At 73.6% G+C, this 16479-nt stretch carries 18 protein-coding genes; 10 read left to right on the forward strand and 8 right to left on the reverse strand.

Annotated features, from left to right (window positions below; all coding sequences use genetic code 11):
• Nucleotides 1-21: 21 nt before the first annotated feature.
• From PV410_RS16440 to PV410_RS16450, 3 genes are all read right to left on the reverse strand, one after another.
• Nucleotides 22-1317 carry a YbfB/YjiJ family MFS transporter gene (locus PV410_RS16440; protein WP_500325205.1) on the reverse strand — a complete coding sequence of 432 codons (1296 nt, stop codon included), beginning with the start codon at nt 1315-1317 and terminating at the stop codon, nt 22-24.
• Between the two features lie 121 nt (nt 1318-1438).
• Complete coding sequence (locus tag PV410_RS16445) at nt 1439-1741, reverse strand: muconolactone Delta-isomerase family protein (RefSeq protein ID WP_500325207.1); 303 nt, start codon at nt 1739-1741, stop codon at nt 1439-1441.
• Between the two features lie 192 nt (nt 1742-1933).
• Nucleotides 1934-2323, reverse strand: a complete 390-nt coding sequence (locus PV410_RS16450) for a YybH family protein (RefSeq protein ID WP_500325209.1) — start codon at nt 2321-2323, stop codon at nt 1934-1936.
• A 238-nt stretch (nt 2324-2561) separates the two neighbouring features.
• Here PV410_RS16450 and PV410_RS16455 point away from each other — a divergent pair, with 238 nt between their 5' ends.
• The gene (locus PV410_RS16455) at nt 2562-3593 is read left to right on the forward strand and encodes a nitronate monooxygenase (protein WP_500325211.1); all 1032 of its coding nucleotides are present in this window, start codon (nt 2562-2564) and stop codon (nt 3591-3593) included.
• Nucleotides 3594-3662: 69 nt separating this feature from the next.
• On the opposite strand, the gene PV410_RS16460 is transcribed toward PV410_RS16455, so the two are convergent.
• Nucleotides 3663-4283 (reverse strand): HAD-IA family hydrolase, encoded by a 621-nt coding sequence (locus tag PV410_RS16460; RefSeq protein WP_500325213.1) that lies wholly within the window; start codon nt 4281-4283, stop codon nt 3663-3665.
• Between the two features lie 332 nt (nt 4284-4615).
• On the opposite strand from PV410_RS16460, the gene PV410_RS16465 reads away from it, so the two are divergent.
• Nucleotides 4616-5674: an alpha/beta fold hydrolase gene (locus PV410_RS16465; RefSeq protein ID WP_500325215.1), complete on the forward strand. Its 1059-nt coding sequence runs from the start codon at nt 4616-4618 to the stop codon at nt 5672-5674.
• Between the two features lie 438 nt (nt 5675-6112).
• On the opposite strand, the gene PV410_RS16470 is transcribed toward PV410_RS16465, so the two are convergent.
• Complete coding sequence (locus PV410_RS16470) at nt 6113-7798, reverse strand: cytochrome c biogenesis protein DipZ (protein WP_500325217.1); 1686 nt, start codon at nt 7796-7798, stop codon at nt 6113-6115.
• A 122-nt stretch (nt 7799-7920) separates the two neighbouring features.
• A complete protein-coding gene (locus tag PV410_RS16475; protein ID WP_500325219.1) occupies nt 7921-8352 on the reverse strand; it encodes an Ohr family peroxiredoxin in 432 nt (143 codons plus the stop codon).
• Between the two features lie 216 nt (nt 8353-8568).
• Here PV410_RS16475 and PV410_RS16480 point away from each other — a divergent pair, with 216 nt between their 5' ends.
• The 6 genes from PV410_RS16480 (at nt 8569) to PV410_RS16505 (ending at nt 12481) form a co-directional block, all read left to right on the forward strand.
• Nucleotides 8569-8748 (forward strand): hypothetical protein, encoded by a 180-nt coding sequence (locus PV410_RS16480; RefSeq protein WP_500325221.1) that lies wholly within the window; start codon nt 8569-8571, stop codon nt 8746-8748.
• Nucleotides 8745-8876 (forward strand): hypothetical protein, encoded by a 132-nt coding sequence (locus tag PV410_RS16485; RefSeq protein ID WP_500325223.1) that lies wholly within the window; start codon nt 8745-8747, stop codon nt 8874-8876. The genes PV410_RS16480 and PV410_RS16485 overlap by 4 nt, the downstream gene beginning before the upstream one ends.
• Before the next feature lie 262 nt (nt 8877-9138).
• The gene (locus tag PV410_RS16490) at nt 9139-10155 is read left to right on the forward strand and encodes an alcohol dehydrogenase catalytic domain-containing protein (protein WP_500325225.1); all 1017 of its coding nucleotides are present in this window, start codon (nt 9139-9141) and stop codon (nt 10153-10155) included.
• Nucleotides 10156-10234: 79 nt separating this feature from the next.
• Nucleotides 10235-10828: a TetR/AcrR family transcriptional regulator gene (locus PV410_RS16495; RefSeq protein WP_500325226.1), complete on the forward strand. Its 594-nt coding sequence runs from the start codon at nt 10235-10237 to the stop codon at nt 10826-10828.
• Between the two features lie 167 nt (nt 10829-10995).
• Entirely contained in the window at nt 10996-11499 is a 504-nt protein-coding gene (locus PV410_RS16500) for a hypothetical protein (protein WP_500325228.1), read from the forward strand.
• 154 nt (nt 11500-11653) lie between these two features.
• The gene (locus PV410_RS16505; RefSeq protein ID WP_500325230.1) at nt 11654-12481 is read left to right on the forward strand and encodes a PhzF family phenazine biosynthesis protein; all 828 of its coding nucleotides are present in this window, start codon (nt 11654-11656) and stop codon (nt 12479-12481) included.
• Nucleotides 12482-12488: 7 nt separating this feature from the next.
• Here the strand turns inward: PV410_RS16505 and PV410_RS16510 are convergent, their stop codons facing one another.
• Together PV410_RS16510 and PV410_RS16515 are read right to left on the reverse strand one after the other, a co-directional pair.
• Nucleotides 12489-13316 (reverse strand): CPBP family intramembrane glutamic endopeptidase, encoded by an 828-nt coding sequence (locus tag PV410_RS16510; RefSeq protein ID WP_500325232.1) that lies wholly within the window; start codon nt 13314-13316, stop codon nt 12489-12491.
• A gap of 34 nt (nt 13317-13350) precedes the next feature.
• On the reverse strand, nt 13351-14847 hold the full coding sequence (locus PV410_RS16515) for a glutamate-cysteine ligase family protein (RefSeq protein WP_500325234.1): 1497 nt from the start codon (nt 14845-14847) through the stop codon (nt 13351-13353).
• 558 nt (nt 14848-15405) lie between these two features.
• Here PV410_RS16515 and PV410_RS16520 point away from each other — a divergent pair.
• Nucleotides 15406-15996 (forward strand): hypothetical protein, encoded by a 591-nt coding sequence (locus PV410_RS16520; RefSeq protein ID WP_499510561.1) that lies wholly within the window; start codon nt 15406-15408, stop codon nt 15994-15996.
• A gap of 249 nt (nt 15997-16245) precedes the next feature.
• Nucleotides 16246-16452: a DUF5999 family protein gene (locus tag PV410_RS16525; protein ID WP_319139728.1), complete on the forward strand. Its 207-nt coding sequence runs from the start codon at nt 16246-16248 to the stop codon at nt 16450-16452.
• Nucleotides 16453-16479 lie beyond the last annotated feature (27 nt).

The raw sequence follows: 16479 nt of genomic DNA on the forward strand, positions 1-16479 counted from the left end.
TAGACGACCGGTCGAGAACTGTCAAAGACCCGGAACCCGGACGGGGGCGGCGCCGCCGGAGGCGGCTTCCCGAGGGGCGGGCAGGTCCAAGCGGTGCGGGAACCCGATGCGCAGCACGAACGCCGCCGCGGCGGCGGCCAGGACGACCAGTGCCGCCAGGACCAGTGCCTGCTGGTAGCCGTGGCGCAGCAGCGGCGCGACGGCCACAGGGCCGAGGATCTGACCCACCGAGTAGCCGGCGGTCAGCAGGGCGACCGCACGTGGGAACCGCAGATGCGTCCCGGCCGCGAGGGCGACCGTGCTCACGCCGATGAAGGTGGCGCCGAAGAGGAACGCCGAGACGAGCGCGGCGGCGGACCCCCCGACCAGGGCCGGCAGGGCGATGCCGGCGGCCTGCACGACCAGCGCGGCGAGCAGCACGTCCGGGCGGGACCAGCGCCGTCCCAGCCACGCCCACAGCGCGGCGGAGGGGACGGCCGCCACCCCTGCCAGCACCCACGCGGCGGTGCCGAGCGGTCCGGGTGAGCCCTGGTCGATCGCGGCGACCAGGAAGGTGCCGGCGATGATGTAGCCGACGCCTTCCAGCGTGTACGACGCGAACAGGGCACCGAACCAGCGGTGCGTGCGCGGCGCCGCCGTCCGCCCCGGCGCTCCGGGGGCCGCATCGACCGACGCGGCCGCCGCGTCCGCCGCGTCCGGCGCGTCCGGCGCGTCCGGCGCGGGTTCCGTCCGCATGGTCCACGCCGGCACGGCGAGCAGCGCGGCGAGTGCGGCGGACGCCCACCACGCGGCCCGCCAGTCGGCGAAGCCGCGCAGGACGAGGACGAGCAGGCCGGACAGCGCGATCCCTGCGCCGACCCCGCCGAAGCCCCAGCCCGGCAGGTGTGCGGGGTGCGCGCGCAGCCGCCCGAGGAGCGCGCTGACGGCGATGACGAAGACCGTCGCGCTCACCGTGCCCGCGACCAGCCGGAGCACCAGCCATACGGCGGTCGCGTGCGTGAGCGGCATGGCGGCGAGGCTCACGACGAGCAGCACCAGCGAACCGCGCAGGACGGCGGCGGAGCGCGTCAGCCGGGGGAGGACGGTCCCGGCGAGCGCTCCGGCGAGGTAGCCGACGTAGTTGGCCGTCGCCAGGTGCGCACCGGCCCCGGCCGTCAGGCCCGCTTGAGCGTGCATCAGGGGGAGGATCGGGGTGTAGACGAAACGGCCGACCCCCATGGCCGCCGCCAGCGCCGCCCCGGCCCGGGCCACATGGGCCCAGGGCGACCCGGGGGCGCCGCCGCGTGCGGCGGCCGGGCGCCGGGTTGATTGGATCATGACACATTCCTCGACGGGTGGGTTCCGGGACGGGACCGGACGGACCACGGCTCCCCGTCGCGACCGTGTCCGGGCGGCGGGGAGCCGTGTGTGGTGCCGCGTGTGCGGCGGGCGTGCGCCGTCAGGCGTCGCCGTTCGCCTTCCCCGGGTCATTGGGGTGGGACTGCACGGCGGTGACGGCCGCGGCCATCCACGGCCACAGCGGCAGCGTGCCGAGGACCTTCTCGTACAGCTCGGCCTCGTCGGCGGCGCGCCAGAGGCCGATGCTGCGCAGTTCGCCCACGGGGCGCCACAGCCTGACGAGGTGGCCGGCGGCGGCCAGTTCCCCGGCGCGGACGGCCTCGGCCGCGCGACGCCGGTCCACCTCGGCGGGGTCGGTGCCCTCGGGGACGGTGGTGGTGAGTTCGACCAGGAACTCCTTCACGGTGTTGCCTCTCTTCGAAACTGCCGGAACCTTCGACGGGCGGGCACGCGGCCGGACCGGTGTACGAACCGCCGGTCCTGCGCCCTTCCACCCTGCGCCCACGGGCGGGGGCGGCGCCACGACCGCCGCCCTCCCTGCTGGGAGGCGGAACCTCGCAACGCGCTCCACCCGGCGGACGGGGGGCCTTCGGCCTCAGTGGTCGGTGACGATCCGCGAGACGTGGTAGGCGCGGATCAGCCAGTCGTCACCCTCGCGCTGCAGGACCAGCGAGAGGTGCACGGCGGCCTCCCAACCCTCCGCGCCCCGGAAGACGACGTCGGCGAAGCCGCCGGCCACCCGGTCGCCGATGCGGTAGCCCTGCACCTTCCCCACGTCCGCCCAGCGGTCCTCCGTCACGGCCTCGTAGTAGGCGCGCACCGCGTCACGGCCGGCCGTGGTTTCGGGCCCGAACCCCTGGAACAGGGCGTCCACGGTGAACAACTCGGCCATCTCGTCCGGCCGGTGGCCGTCGAAGGCGGCCTTCCAGCGGGACAGCGTCTCGCGCATCGGGTCGTTCGCGGCGTCCTTCGGGTCAGCGCTCATGTCGGTTCTCCTCTGTGCTCAACGGTAGGAAGAACGGCACCCGTCCGCGTGCGGAGGGCGGCCGGATCAGTGGATGGCCGATGATAGTCGACCAGTCTAATAAAAATAGTTGGGCGGTCGTATACTGGCAAACACGGGCCGCACCGTGACGCCGGCGAGAAGCCCGCCGCCGGCACCGCCCGCCCCGCGCCCACCGCGCGAACGACCGTCGCCGCCCCGCAGGAGGAACACTCACATCATGGTCTCGCCACTGGCCGCACTCGGGGTCGACGCCCCGGTCCTCGCCGCGCCGATGGCCGGCGGTCCCACCACCCCCGCGCTGGTCACCGCGGCCGCCCGAGCCGGCGGCCTGGGCTTCCTGCCCGGCGGATACCGCACCGCGGCGGCGCTCGCCGAGCAGATCGCCGCGGTCCGGCCCGGACAGGTGCCCTTCGGCGTCAACCTCTTCGCACCCAATCCCGTCCCGGTGGACCCCGACGCCTTCCGGCGCTACGCACGCGCCATCGCGCCCGACGCCGGGACGCACGGCATCGACGCGCAGGCGGCGGAGATCGTCGAGGACGACGACCACTGGGCGGACAAGGTCGACCTGCTGCTCTCCGACCCGGTGCCGGTGGTCAGCTTCACCTTCGGCGTCCCGCACGCCTCGGTCGTCTCCGCGCTGCGCGCCGCCGGAAGCCTGGTCGTCCTGACCGTCACCTCGGCCGCGGAGGCCCGGGCCGCCGCGGAGGCGGGCGCGGACGCACTGGCCGTGCAGGCGTCCGCCGCGGGCGGGCACTCCGGCACGCTCACCCCGCAGCACGTACCGGCGGCCGTCCCCCTCGAGGACCTGCTCGGCGAGGTGCGCGCGGCGGTGCCCCTGCCGCTCGTCGCCGCCGGAGGCCTGGCGACCCCGGCCGCCGTGGCCGGTGCGCTGCGGGCCGGAGCCGACGCGGTCATGGTCGGCACCGTCCTGCTGCGCGCCGAGGAGGCCGGCACCTCCGCGCCGCACCGGGCGGCGCTGGCCGACCCGGCACGCACCGGGACGGTGGTGACCCGGGCGTTCACGGGTCGTCCGGCGAGGGCACTGCGCAACGGCTTCACCGACCGCCACACCGGGCACGCTCCGGCCGGCTACCCGGCCCTGCACCATCTGACCAGCCCGATGCGCAAGGCGGCCGCCGCCGCGGGCGACCCCGAGCGGATCAACCTGTGGGCGGGCACGGGCTACCGCCACGCCACCGAGGAGCCCGCGGAGCGGATCCTGCGGCGGCTGGCGTCCGCAATCTGATCCCGGGGCACACGGGCGGGCCGCACACGGCGGCCCACCCGGCCCCGGGCCCGGTCCCGGTCCCGCCGCTCAGGTCAGTGCGACGCCGAGCAGGACCTCCAGCTGCGCGATCGTCTCCTTGGGGTCCTTGGCGTGGACGCCCGCGAGCCCCAGCTGCGCCGCGGGCGCCAGGTACTGCTCGGTGTCGTCGACGAACACGCAGGCCTCGGCGGGCAGACCGAGCTTCTCCAGCGCCAGTTCGAAGATGGCGGGCTCGGGCTTGCGCATCCCGTGGTGCTCGGAGATGACCACCGCGTCGTACGAACCCTCCAGGTCGTGGCCGTCGTAGAGGTCCCACGGCGCGGAGCCCACGGAGTTGGACAGGATCCCCACGCGCACCCCGGCGCGCCGGGCGGCGGCCGCGGCGTCGATCAGGGCCGTCTCGGGGCGGAGGTCGGCGAAGATCCGGCCCATGAGGTTGTCGGGCGCCACGCCGAGGCTGCGGGCCGCCGCGATGTTCCATTCCACCTGGGTGATCGCGCCGCGTTCGAGGTCGTGGGTGCGCCGGGTCCCCTCCTCGTCGAGGTAGAGCGCGGTGATGCACGCCCCCTCGGCCAGTCCCTCGCGCCGTTCGAAGGCGAGCACGGCGGGCAGCAAAGGCGTGGTGAGGACACCGCCGAAGTCGAGGATCAGGCCGGTGCGGTGGGACATGACGGAACTCCTGCGGTAGCGACGAGGACGCCTGCCGCCGCGATGCGGACGCGGCAGCCGCGCGATGGGCCGTCCGCCGGCGACGCTGCCGCACGGTGCCCGAGGGGGCCGGCCGGCAGCGGCGGCCACACGGGCGGCACGCGCGGGGCGACGACCGGACGTCATCCTGCCATCCCCTTCCGCGGCCCGCCCGGCCACCCCTCCCCCGGACCTCAGTGGGCCCCCGGACGACGTCGGCAGTGCGCCACCTGCGTCACCACCTTGACCGGTGACGCATGCGCGTGCGAGGGTTGCCGCCGGGAGAACCCCGGGAACAGGAAAGAAGGTTGGGAATGATCGACAGGCGGAGCTTCGGCAAGGTTTTCGGTGCGGGCGCGGCCGCGGCGTCACTCGCGGGGCTGTCGGGCCTCACGTCGCAGCCCGCCTCGGCGGCGACACCGCACGGGCCGCGGCCGGGCACCGGGGGACCCGCATCCGTCCGGGGGACGTACACCTCCCTCGGCGCCCTCAAGCAGGTCGACGCCGGCGTCCTGAACATCGGTTACGCCGAGTCCGGCCCCGCCGAGGGCCCCGTGGTGATACTCCTGCACGGCTGGCCGTACGACATCCACAGCTACGTCGACGTCGCACCCCTGCTGGCGGCGGAGGGCTACCGCGTCATCGTCCCGCACCTGCGCGGCCACGGCACGACGCGCTTCCGCTCCCCCAGGGCCTTCCGCAACGCCCAGCAGTCGGTGGTCGCGCTCGACGTCATCGCCCTGATGAACGCCCTGCGGATCGAGAAGGCGGTCCTCGCCGGCTACGACTGGGGCTCGCGGACCGCCGACATCATCGCCGCGGTCTGGCCGGAGCGCTGCAAGGCCCTGGTCTCCGTCACCGGTTACCTGATCACCAACCGCGAGGCGAACAAGCAGCCGCTGCCGCCCAAGGCGGAGTGGGCGTGGTGGTACCAGTACTACTTCTCGACCGAGCGCGGACGGCTCGGCCTGGAGGAGAACCGGCACGACCTCGCCCGGCTGGTCTGGCAGTTCAACTCCCCCACGTGGGAGTTCGACGACGCCACGTTCCGCCGCACCGCGGCGTCCTTCGAGAACCCGGATTACGTGGCCATCGTGCTCCACAACTACCGCTGGCGGCTGGGCCTCGAGAAGGGCGATCCGCGCTACGACCGCCTGGAGCGGCGCCTCGCCGCAGGCCCGATGATCGGGGTGCCCACCATCACCCTCGACGGCGAGGCCGACCCGTTCACCCCGGCCGGGGAGGGGGCCGCCTACCGCGCCAAGTTCTCGGGGAAGTACGCCCACCGCACGCTGAAGGGCATCGGGCACAACGTCCCCCAGGAAGCACCGGAGGCCTTCGCCGCGGCCGTCGTCGACGTCGACGCCTTCTGAAGAGCCGCGCCCACCGGCAGGGGGCGGGCGGCGGCGTGACCGCCCGTCACGGAGATCGGTTCGGGGCGGATCGGGAGCACGGCACCCTCGGAGCCGGGCGACCCGGTCCGCCCCTTTCCGCTCCCTCATCGGCCAGGACACCGCCGGCTGCATCCGGCTCGCGGGCGAGGCCGTACCCGGCGTAACCCTCCTCCGCGCGGCCGTTGGCGAGTCCCCCTCGGGTCCCGACAGCGGCACGGACACGGCCGTCGTCGGCACCCACCGCCCGCACCTCGCCGTCCCCCGCCAGGGTCCGCTGTCATCGGCGCCCACCCGTCGCGGTGGCGCGGTGCGCAGGCACGGCGTTCGCGGTGGCCTGGCAGGAACCCCCGGGAAGCAGGCCACCGCCCCCGGCCGCGGGGCGGACGAGGGCGGTAGGGCCGGCCGGCAGCCGTGCGATCAGCCGAAGGTGAAGGAGTAGGCGCTGAGTCCGGGCGAGAGCTTCAGCGTCAGGACGCCCTGCCGGGACGAACTCCCGGTCACCACACGGTGGATGCCGGGGGCGCCGGAGACGGTGAAGGTGCTGGTCCTCCCGTCCAGGGTCGCGGTGACGGTTCCCGTGCCGCCGACGTCGAGGTAGACGTCGCGGGCGAAGAAGTCCAGGGTGATCCCGGCGTTCCGCCCGCTGGTGATCGCCTCCTCGCCGGCGTCCCAGGCCCCGGTCAGGGCGGCCTGTCCCGGCAGGAGCGTCTCCGGGCGGCGGAACTCACCGGTCCCCGTGGCCACGGGTCCGTTCACCACCGCCGCGCTGCGGCCCGCCCCCAGCGGGATCTCCGGGGTCTGCCTCCCGTCGGTCGGGGTGTCGTCGGGTACGTCGGTGGGGGGCGGCAGCGCGGTGCCGGGGCGCGCGTCGGTGAGCAGCCGCCGGATCAGCGACTCGGTGCCGCCGTAACCGCCCTCGCCCACGGCGACGTGCCGGACCCTGCCCCGGGCGTCGATCAGGTACTGGGTGGGCCAGGCCTGGTTGCCGAAGTTGTCCCAGGTCGCATAGGAGTTGTCCAGGGCCACCGGGTAGTCGACGCCGAGCCGCCGGGCGCCCGCCGCGACGTTGCCGGGGACGCGCTCGAAGGCGTACTCGGGGGTGTGCACGCCGATCACCACGAGGCCGTCGGACCGGTAGTTCCCGTACCAGGCGTCGACGTGCTCGATGGCGCGCTGGCAGTTGATGCAGGAGTAGGCCCAGAAGTCGACGAGGACGACCTTGCCGGCCAGTGACTCCTTCGTCAGCGGTGCGTTCCCCGGGGTGTTGAGCCACTGCTGGATCCCCGAGATCTCCGGCGCCGCGCCGCAGTCCAGGAGGACGGAGGCCGGTTCCTCCGCGCAGGAGCGCAGCTCCCGTGAGCCGGACGGGCCGTGCCCACCGGGGAGCCCGGGGCCGGCGATCGCGTCGTTGATGCGCGAGGTGTAGTCGGGGACGGCACGCTGCACGACGTCGGTGAGGTTGAAGGTGAGGCCGAAGGCCAGGACGACGAAGGTCAGTCCGGCGGCGAACCGCACCCCCCGCTGCCGTTCGCGGAACGCGCGCACCCGCTCGCCGACCCTGCGGCCTGCGAGCGCGAAGAAGAGCAGCGGCACCGCCGTGCCGACGGCGAAGGCGACGGCGAGCACGACCGTCCCCGCGCCGATCCGGTGCGTGGCGCCGGCGACGGCGATCGCCGCCAGGACGGGCCCGGCGCAGGGCACGTAGACCGTGCCGAGAACGAGTCCCAGGAGGAAGCCGCCGCGTCCGCCACCGACCCGCCGCTGCCCGATACGTGCGAACGGGCGCTCCAGCAGGTCCTGCACCGCGGGGAACATCATGGCCACGCCGAGCAGGAGAAGCACCCCGAGTCCCACCCACCGCAGGATGTCCGGGGGCACCGGCAGGGCACCGAGCACGAGGGTGCCGAACAGCGTGATGAGGCTGAAGCTGACGACCAGCCCGGCCATCACCGCGTACGGCCGGCTCCTGCGCGCCGGTTCGGCCGCCTGCCCGGACGCCGGGACCCCTCCCGAGAGGAAGACCAGGGGCAGGACGGGGAGCACGCACGGGGAGACGGCGGTGACGAATCCGCCGACCAGTCCGATGAGCAGCAGCGTGAGCAAGACGACCTCCGGACGGAGCCCTCACGGACGGCCCCGGGGGGACGGCGTCGTGCCGGGGCCCGTGGCCCCGGCACGACGCGGACGGACGGTGCCGCCGCGGGTGGGCGGCGGCGGGTACGGCGTCAGACGACGGTGGCCTCGACGGTCACCGGGATGGCGAGCGCCTTGGAGTAGGGGCAGATCTGGTGGGCGCCCGCACCGAGTTCGTCGGCGGTCTTCTGGTCCACGCCGCCGACCTCCAGGTGCAGCACGGCGCTCAGGCCGTAGTCGCCCTGTTCGTGCCGGTGGTGGAGGGTGACCTCGGCGACGACGGCCACGTCGGGCACGCGCACCTTGCGCTGCGCCGCGGTGATCTTCACCGCGCCCAGGAAGCACGAGGCCCATCCCGCGGCGAGCAACTGCTCGGGGTTGGTCGCCCCGCCGTTGCCGCCGAACTCCTCCGGGACGGCGAGGGTCAGGTCCAGGTGCCCGTCGCTGGACGCCGCCCGGCCTCCGTTGCGGCCCTCGCCGGTGGCGGTGACGACGGCGGTGTAGTGCGTCTCGGTCACGATCATGCCTCTCTCGCGCGTCCCGGGCCGGTCGGCCCAGCGGATCACCTGTCCGGGTGGTGCGACTGTCGCAGAACCTTTCATCACCTGTCAAACAGGTGACGCACTACGTCCCCTTGCCGCCCACCCCGCGACCCGTGAGGTGAATCACTTCCTTGACAGGTGACGAAATGGGGGACATCGTCAACGGGAACGACACCCTTCGGCGGAGGAGACGACGCGATGCCGCCCACGCAACACAAGACCCCCGATGCCGCCGCGGCGGCGCGCAGGGCCCGGTTCGGCAAGCTGCCGGAGCGCGTCCGGCCCGAACAGATGGTCCAGGAGAGCCCGGCCACGGCACCCGACCCGGCCCGGGACGTGTACACCGCCGACGACTGGCTCGTCCGCTACTGCCTGTGAACCCCACCGGCTCCGCCGGCCGAGCAACGGAGGTCTCCCCCGTGCGCATCCCCAAGCCGCTCCTGGCGGCATCCCTGACGGTGCTCGCGGCAGCCGTGAGCGTCGCCTGCTTCGCCCAGGTCGTCTGACCGCCCCGCCCCCATCGCCACCACGCCGGCCCGCCCCGACCACCGTCGGGAGCGGGCCGGCGCCGTCGCACCCGGGGTGCGGCCGGAGCCGGCCACGCTTGACGCATGTGAGACGACCGGTCATATTGGTTCTTCGGTGCAGGCCCGCCCGTCGCTCCGGCGTGACGGGCGCGGCCTGCGCCGCGGCCCGGCGGCGCCGCCCTCGCGGCGGCGCCCGCCCCCGGCCACCCCCACCCCACCGGTCGACCCGTCGAGGAGAACCATGTCCACGTACCGCGCATTCGAGGTCACAGGCGCCCGCAACTTCGAACTCGTCACCCGCGAGGTCGTCGCCCCGCCCGCCGGGCACGTGCGGCTGAGGGTGGAGACCTGCGGCGTCTGCCACTCCGACGCGCTCGCCGTGGAGGGCCTGCGGGCCGACCCGTCGCAGCCGGTCGTCCCCGGCCACGAGGTCGTCGGCGTCATCGACGCCGTCGGCGAGGGCGTGAGCGCCTGGCGCGTCGGCGACCGGGTGGGCGTCGGCTTCCTGGGCGGTCACTGCGGCGAGTGCACGTCCTGCCGACGCGGGGACTTCGTCAACTGCACCGACCAGCCGCAGACCGGCACCACCACCGACGGCGGTTACGCCGAGGTCCTCGTCACCCGCAGCAGCGGCCTGGTCCGGGTGCCGGACGAGCTCTCCCCCACCCTCGCCGCCCCGCTGCTGTGCGCCGGACTCACGACCTTCAGCGCCCTGCGCCGGCTGGACGCCCGCCCCGGCGCGCTCGTCGCGGTCCAGGGCATCGGCGGCCTCGGCCACCTGGGCCTCCAGTACGCCGCCCGGCTCGGCTACCGCGTCGCGGCCATCGCCCGCGGCCAGGAGAAGGAGAAGCTCGCCCTCGAACTCGGCGCGAGCCACTACATCGACAGCGCGGCACAGGACCCCGGAGCCGAGCTGCGCAAGCTGGGCGGCGCGGACGCCATCGTCGCCACCGCGGCGAACGGCACGTCGATGACGCCGCTGGTTCCCGGACTCGCCCCGCGCGGGCACATGGTCGTGGTCGGCGTCTCCATGGACCCGGTCTCCGTCGCCACGACCGACCTCGTCCTCGGTTCGCGCACCATCAGCGGGAGCCTGACCGGCTCCGCGATCGAGAACGAGGACAACCTCGAGTTCAGCTCGCGCTCCGGCATCCGCCCGATGGTCGAGACGATGCCGCTGTCGCGGGCGCCCGAGGCCTACGAGCGCATGATGTCCGGCAAGGCCCGCTTCCGGGTGGTCCTGGACGCGGCGGCCTGACCCGGCGGGCCGTGCCCTGCCGGGTGTATTTTTGACAGATCAGAGACGACTGGCCATATTGCGGTGCGGAGGTGGCACCATGGCCCGGCAGAGCATGCGCGAGGCGATCGTCGACGCGGCGGTCGCACAGTTCCACGCGAAGGGGTACAACGCCGCAGGGGTGAAGGACATCACGGACGCGGCCGGCGTTCCGAAGGGGTCGTTCTACAACCACTTCGACAGCAAGGAGTCGCTGGCCCTCGTCGCGCTCGACCGCTACGGCGCGGGCCGGCGGACGCACGAACTGTCGGAACCCGGCACCGCGCCGCTGGCGCGGCTGCGCGCGCACTTCGAGTTCCTGCGCGACGAGACCGTGGACGCGGACTTCACCCGGGGCTGCATGATCGGCAACTTCGGCGCCGAGATCGCCGACCACAGCGAGACGATCCGCGCGGGGGTCCGTGCGTCCCTCGGCCAGTGGGCCTCGTCGATCTCCGGCGCGCTCGCCGAGGCACAGCAGGCCGGCGAGCTGCGGGCGGACCTCGACACGGAGCGGACGGCCCGGTTCATCCTCAACACCTGGGAGGGCACGCTGATCGCCGCGCGTTCCGGCCGCTCGGGCGAGGCCTTCGACGACTTCTTCGAAACGGTCTTCGGAACGCTGCTCGCACCGCCGCCGCCCCCGGCGGCATGACCGACCGGTGCCCGGACGCCCCACGGCGACCGGGCACCGCGCGGACGACCGATGTGCCGTCCAGCCCCTCGAGAGCACGGTCGCGCACCCGCAGCCCGTCGCCCTGCACCCGGTGCGGCCAGGTCACAATGGTGACCCCGCGCGACGTGGCCGGAGGGCGGACGACCATGGGCGTGATCGACACCGCGGCCAAGGAGGCCATGGTGGCCCGGTTCCTCCGCGACCATCCGGACGCGGGCGGGGACGGTGCGGCGCATCCCGCGCTGCGCGGCTGCGCCGAAGTGCCGTGGGCCGGCTTCCCCGGCTGCCCCGGCGGACTCCCGGCCGTCCTCCACGCGCTGCTCGACGAAAGTGCCGCCCCCGAGGCCGCGCGGGTGCTCACCAACGTCCTGATGGACGGTGTCGTGCGGATGGGCGCCGCGATGGCGGCCGCCCTGCCGTTCGTGATCCGTCTTGCCGCGGACCCGGAGGTCCCGGTGAGGTCCGCGCTGGTCGACCTCGTCGCCGTCGCGGCCGGGCTCGCCCGGCCGGTCGACCCGGGGAACGAGCGCGCGGTGCTCCTCCGGGGGCCGGACGGCGATCACCCGGAACGCGCGCAGTGCCGGGCCGTGCTCGACGCGCACGGCGCCCTGGTCCGCACGCTGCCCGGCGACGACGCTCCGCCCGCCTGACGGCGAACCCGGCCCGCACGGGCTTGGCGCCCCTCAAGTGGGCCGGGTCCGGTGCCGGTTGGGGCGCGGGAGCGACTGCGGCACCCATGGCTCGGGCCACAACCCCTCGATTGGCCCTGGCCGGTGGCGCCCGGGCCTCCGTACGCTCGCGGGCATGCGGATTCGTATCGTCGACGCCTTCACCGACCGCCCCTTCGCCGGCAATCCCGCGGGCGTCCTGCTGCTGGACGCCGACGCCTTCCCCGACGACGGCTGGCTCCAGCGGGTGGCCGCCGAGGTCAACCTCTCCGAGACCGCCTTCGCCCACCCCACGCCGGGCGCCCAGGACGCGGACTGGGCCCTGCGCTGGTTCACCCCCAAAGCCGAGGTGAACATGTGCGGGCACGCCACCCTCGCCACCGCGCACATCCTCCACAGCACGGGCGCCGCCCGCGGTCCGGTGCGGTTCGGCGCCCGCTGCGGCATCCTCACGACGACGGCCGACGACGACGGCACCATCACCATGGACTTCCCCGTAGCCCCGCTGACCTCGGTCGTCGTCACCGACGACATCGGCGCCGCGATCGGCGCCGACGTGCTGTCGGTGCACGAGACCGGCGACGACGTGGGCGACCTGCTGGTGGAGGTCGTCGACGAGAAGACCGTGCGGGCGCTCACCCCCGATGTCGCCGCCGTCGCCGCGCTGCCGTCCAAGCGCGGGCTCATCGTCACGGCCGCCGCCGAGTCCCCGGCGACGACCGGCTACGACTTCGTCTCGCGCGGCTTCTTCCCCGCCGTCGGCATCGACGAGGACCCGGTGACCGGCAGCGCCCACACCGCCCTGGCGCCGTTCTGGTCGCGGCGTCTGGGCCGCGACGAGCTCACCGGGTTGCAGGCCTCGGCGCGTTCGGGCCTGGTGCGGACGGTGCTGCGCGGTGACCGCGTGCGGCTCAGCGGCCGTGCCGTCACCGTGATCGACGGCGAGCTGCACGCCCACCCGTAGAGGGGCCTCACGCGGTCGGCAGCCAGCCGACCTTCCCGGCGAGCAGCGCGTAGCCCACGAAGGCCACGATGTCGATCAGCGCGTGGGCCGCCACCAGCGGCCCCACCCGGCCCCAGCGCCGGTAGAGCAGGACGAAGACGACGCCCATCGCCATGTTCCCGATGAGCCCGCCGATGCCCTGGTAGAGGTGGTAGGAGCCGCGCAGCACGCTGCTGGCCACCAGCGCGCCGACCGGTGTCCAGCCCAACTGGCCCAGTCTGCGCAGCAGGTAGCCGACGACGACGACCTCCTCGAGCACCGCGTTCTGGACCGCGGAGGCGATCAGCACGGGGATCTTCCACCAGACGTCGGGCAGCGACTCCGGCACGACCGTCAGGTTGAACCCGGAGGCGCGCGCGCCCAGGTAGAACAGCAGCCCGGTGCCGCCGATGGCCGCGGCCACCGCGGCGCCGCGCAGCAGGTCGGTCCGCGGGCGGCGCAGGTCGAAGCCGATGGCCGGCATACCCGTGCCCTCGCGGGCCAGCAGGTGGGCGACGAGCGCGACCGGGACGAGCGCGGTGGCGACACCGAACAGCTGCCAGGCCAGGTCCAGCCACGGACGGCCCGGCGCCTGCGAGCCGACGAGGGTGGCCGCCTGGTCCTTGAGCCCGCCGGGCTTGGTCAGCGAACCGATGAAGCTGATCAGCGCCGCGAGCGCGCTCGCCCCGAGCGACAGCGCGAGCACCAGCAGGGTCTCGCTGCGCAGCGCGCGCGGGCCGAGCCGCTCCACCGACCCGGCCCCGGACCCGCCCGGCTCCGCCGCGTTCCTGTCCACAGATGCCTCCACCAGCGCCATCCTGCCTCATCGGCGGGGCGGCACGGGCGGCGGCTCAGCGTTCCAGGGGCCACTCGTGCACGGGGGCGCCGGTGTGCATCAGCTCGCAGTAGCGCAGGGTCATCGCGGCCAGCGCCCGCTGCCGGTCCAGTCCGCGGTCCAGCTCCTGGTGGAAGGCGACGGCCTGCCACTCGGCGCCGTTCGTGCGCTTGCGGCAGCGGCCCTCGATGATGCCGAGGTAGTGGTCCCGGTCCACCGGGTCGATGCCCCACGCGTCCAGTCCGGCGGCCGCCATCGGGAGCAGTTCGTCCAGGACGAGTTCGACGGCCCCGATCTCCACGAGGCCGTTGCCGCGTCCCGGCCGGGGCCAGGTGAACACCGCGTCGATGCCGTACCGGCACGCGGCGTCGAAGTTCGCCGCGGCGGCGGCGAACGGCAGCCTGCTCCACACCGGGCGCGACGCCTCGGCGAGGGAGCGGACGAGCCCGTAGTAGAAGGCGGTGTTGGCGAGCACGTCGGCGACGGTGGGCCCGGCGGGCATCACGCGGTTCTCCACCCGCAGGTGCGGCACGCCGTCGACGACCGCGTACACCGGGCGGTTCCACCGGTAGATCGTGCCGTTGTGCAGGGTGAGTTCCTTCAGCTGCGGCACCCCGCCCTCGTCGAGCACGTGCAGCGGGTCCTCGTCCTCACATATGGGCAGCAGGGAGGGGAAGTAGCGCACGTTCTCGGCGAAGAGGTCGTACGCGGAGTCGATCCAGCGCTCGCCGAACCAGGTCAGCGGGCGCACGCCCTGGGCCCGGTGCTCCTCGGGGCGGGTGTCGGTGGCCTGCTGGAACAGCGTGGGGCGGGTCTCCCGCCACAGCTCACGGCCGAACAAGAAAGGCGAGTTGGCGCCGAGCGCGACCTGTGGGCCGGCCACCACCTGCGCTGCGTTCCACACCGCGGCGAACCGCGCGGGGGTGACCTGCAGGTGCATCTGCATCGAGGTGCACGCGGCCTCCGGGGCGATCGAGCCGGAGACGCAGGTCAGCCGCTCCACCCCCGAGATGTCCAGGGTGATGTCCTCGCCGCGGGCGGCGAGGATGCGGTCGTTGAGCAGCATGTAGCGGTCGACGCGGGAGAGGTTGGCACCGACCAGGTCCTGCGCGCCGAGGGTGGGCAGGATTCCCACCATCACGATGCGGGCGCCGACCTCGCGGGCCTTTCCCTCGGCATATCCCAGGCCCATGCGCAACTCTTCTGCGAGCCGGTCCAGGACCCGGCCGGAAAGCCGGTGCGGGGCGATGTTCACTTCAATGTTGAACTGTGCGAGCTCGGTCTGGAAATCACGGCTCGCGATGCGCTCGAGGACCTCCTCGTTCATCATGCGCGGCAGCCCGTCGCGGTCGGTGAGATTGAGTTCGATCTCCAGCCCCATCAGATTGCGGGGGCGGTCGAATCGCTTCTCCTCCAGCAGTCGCTCCAACCCCAGCAGGCACTGCTTCAGCTTCCTGCGGTAGCGCTGGCGGTCGGCCAGGTCGAACCCCGTGGCCGCGACCTTTTCCCCCATCGGAGGTCCTTCCTCGAGTGGGCCGTGATCACATCATGCCCAGCCCTGAGATCGATAAGGCCCCCGGCGCCTGCGCTGAGCCGCTAAGCTGGCCACGAGCACCGTCTCGCGGCACATTCCGCGGGCATGGACGGAATTCACATGCCGTCGGCGGCAGTGTCGTGAAAAACACCGATGAGATTCAGCCATCCGCAGTAACGCGGAAAGCGCAGTTCACGGCGTGGGCGACGGCGCAATTGGGGAGCTATTACCTGCCCAGGGTGACCTGGAAGCGCCTTGCCCGTAATATCACTGACGGCTAGATGAAACACTGCGCGAACACTCCTCGTATATCCTTCGTTCACAGGCAGAGCCTCCGCGACCCGCCGCGCGCCCGCGACGCATCCGGCCACGGGAAGGGATCCGCATGCCCACGCTGATTCCGTACGTCGCCGCCCCCGCGCGCCCCGCGGATCCGGGCTGTCCCGGCCTGCCGCCGCTTCGTCTGCTCCATCGCTGACAGTGCTGTCCGCGCCCCGTCGAACACCCCCCGTGTCTCCTCATGAGAGGCCGCCCACCATGCCGCTGCAGGTAGCCCCAGCCCCCGCTCCCGCCCTGCGGAGCGTTCTCGCCGCCCTGAGCTCCCCCACCGCCGTCCGTGAGGCCCGCACCCCCTCACTGCGCAACGCCACGGGGCCCCTGGTCGCCGAGCATCCGCTCCCCCTGCACGTCCTCGACCCCGTGATCACCGAACCGGGAGGACTGCCTCGGGCGCGACTGACCGGCTGGCGCTTCCACATCCGTACCGGCGACAAGGTGGCCGCCGCGGGCGAGACCGTGGACACCCCGGACGGCTGGGCGTTCTCGCACTTCTGCGAGGGCCCCTACCTGGCCTCCACCGAGCGCGCGCTGCGCCAGGCCGACGCGCTCACCACCCCCTACCAGCCGCACCTGCTCTCGGTACCGGGGCTCTACATGCTGACGCTGTGGCTGCACGGGGACGTCACAGCGGACGCGGGCACGGCCCAGCCGGCCCCTTCCGACCTGCTGATCCCGCTGGCGCCGGCCCCGCCGGGGATCGCCGCGCACCGCATGCACCGGCTCTCCGACCTGGTGCCGGTGCTCACCCTGCGGCTGGCTCCGCCACCCCTGCTCGGCACCACCGCCTGAGGCTCCCGGCTGGGGCGACCCGCACACGCCTCCGTGACCGTCCGGTCACGGAGGCGTTGCATTGTCCGGGCAACCGCCCGCGAGAGTGAATGCGTCCCCAACTAACGAGGACAGCTCACGCGAAATCCCTGCGGAAATCCCTCAGTAGAGCAACACTGGGACCGACCGACTGAACGGGGGAGCGGCATGACTGAGGTTCCTACCCAAGGCAGCCGTACTTCACACCACTCGCAGCGAAAGACGTCGTCCATGTGCCCGCACCAGCCGCATTGTCCGTCCGCCGGCAGCCCCGACCGCGAGGCCGCCCACATCATGGCCAGCCACCCCGAGCAGGGCTGGAGCCTGCTGTGCAACGGCGTCCTGCTCTTCGAGGACACCGGTGAGCTCCTCCCCGACGGGCAGATCATCGCCCCGCACCGCCCGCTCGGCAGCGAGCACATCGTCACGGCGGCCTGACCCGGGCCGGGAACGACACAGGGCCGA

This window comes from Streptomyces sp. PA03-5A, from assembly GCF_033792725.1.
Lineage (GTDB): Bacteria > Actinomycetota > Actinomycetes > Streptomycetales > Streptomycetaceae > Actinacidiphila.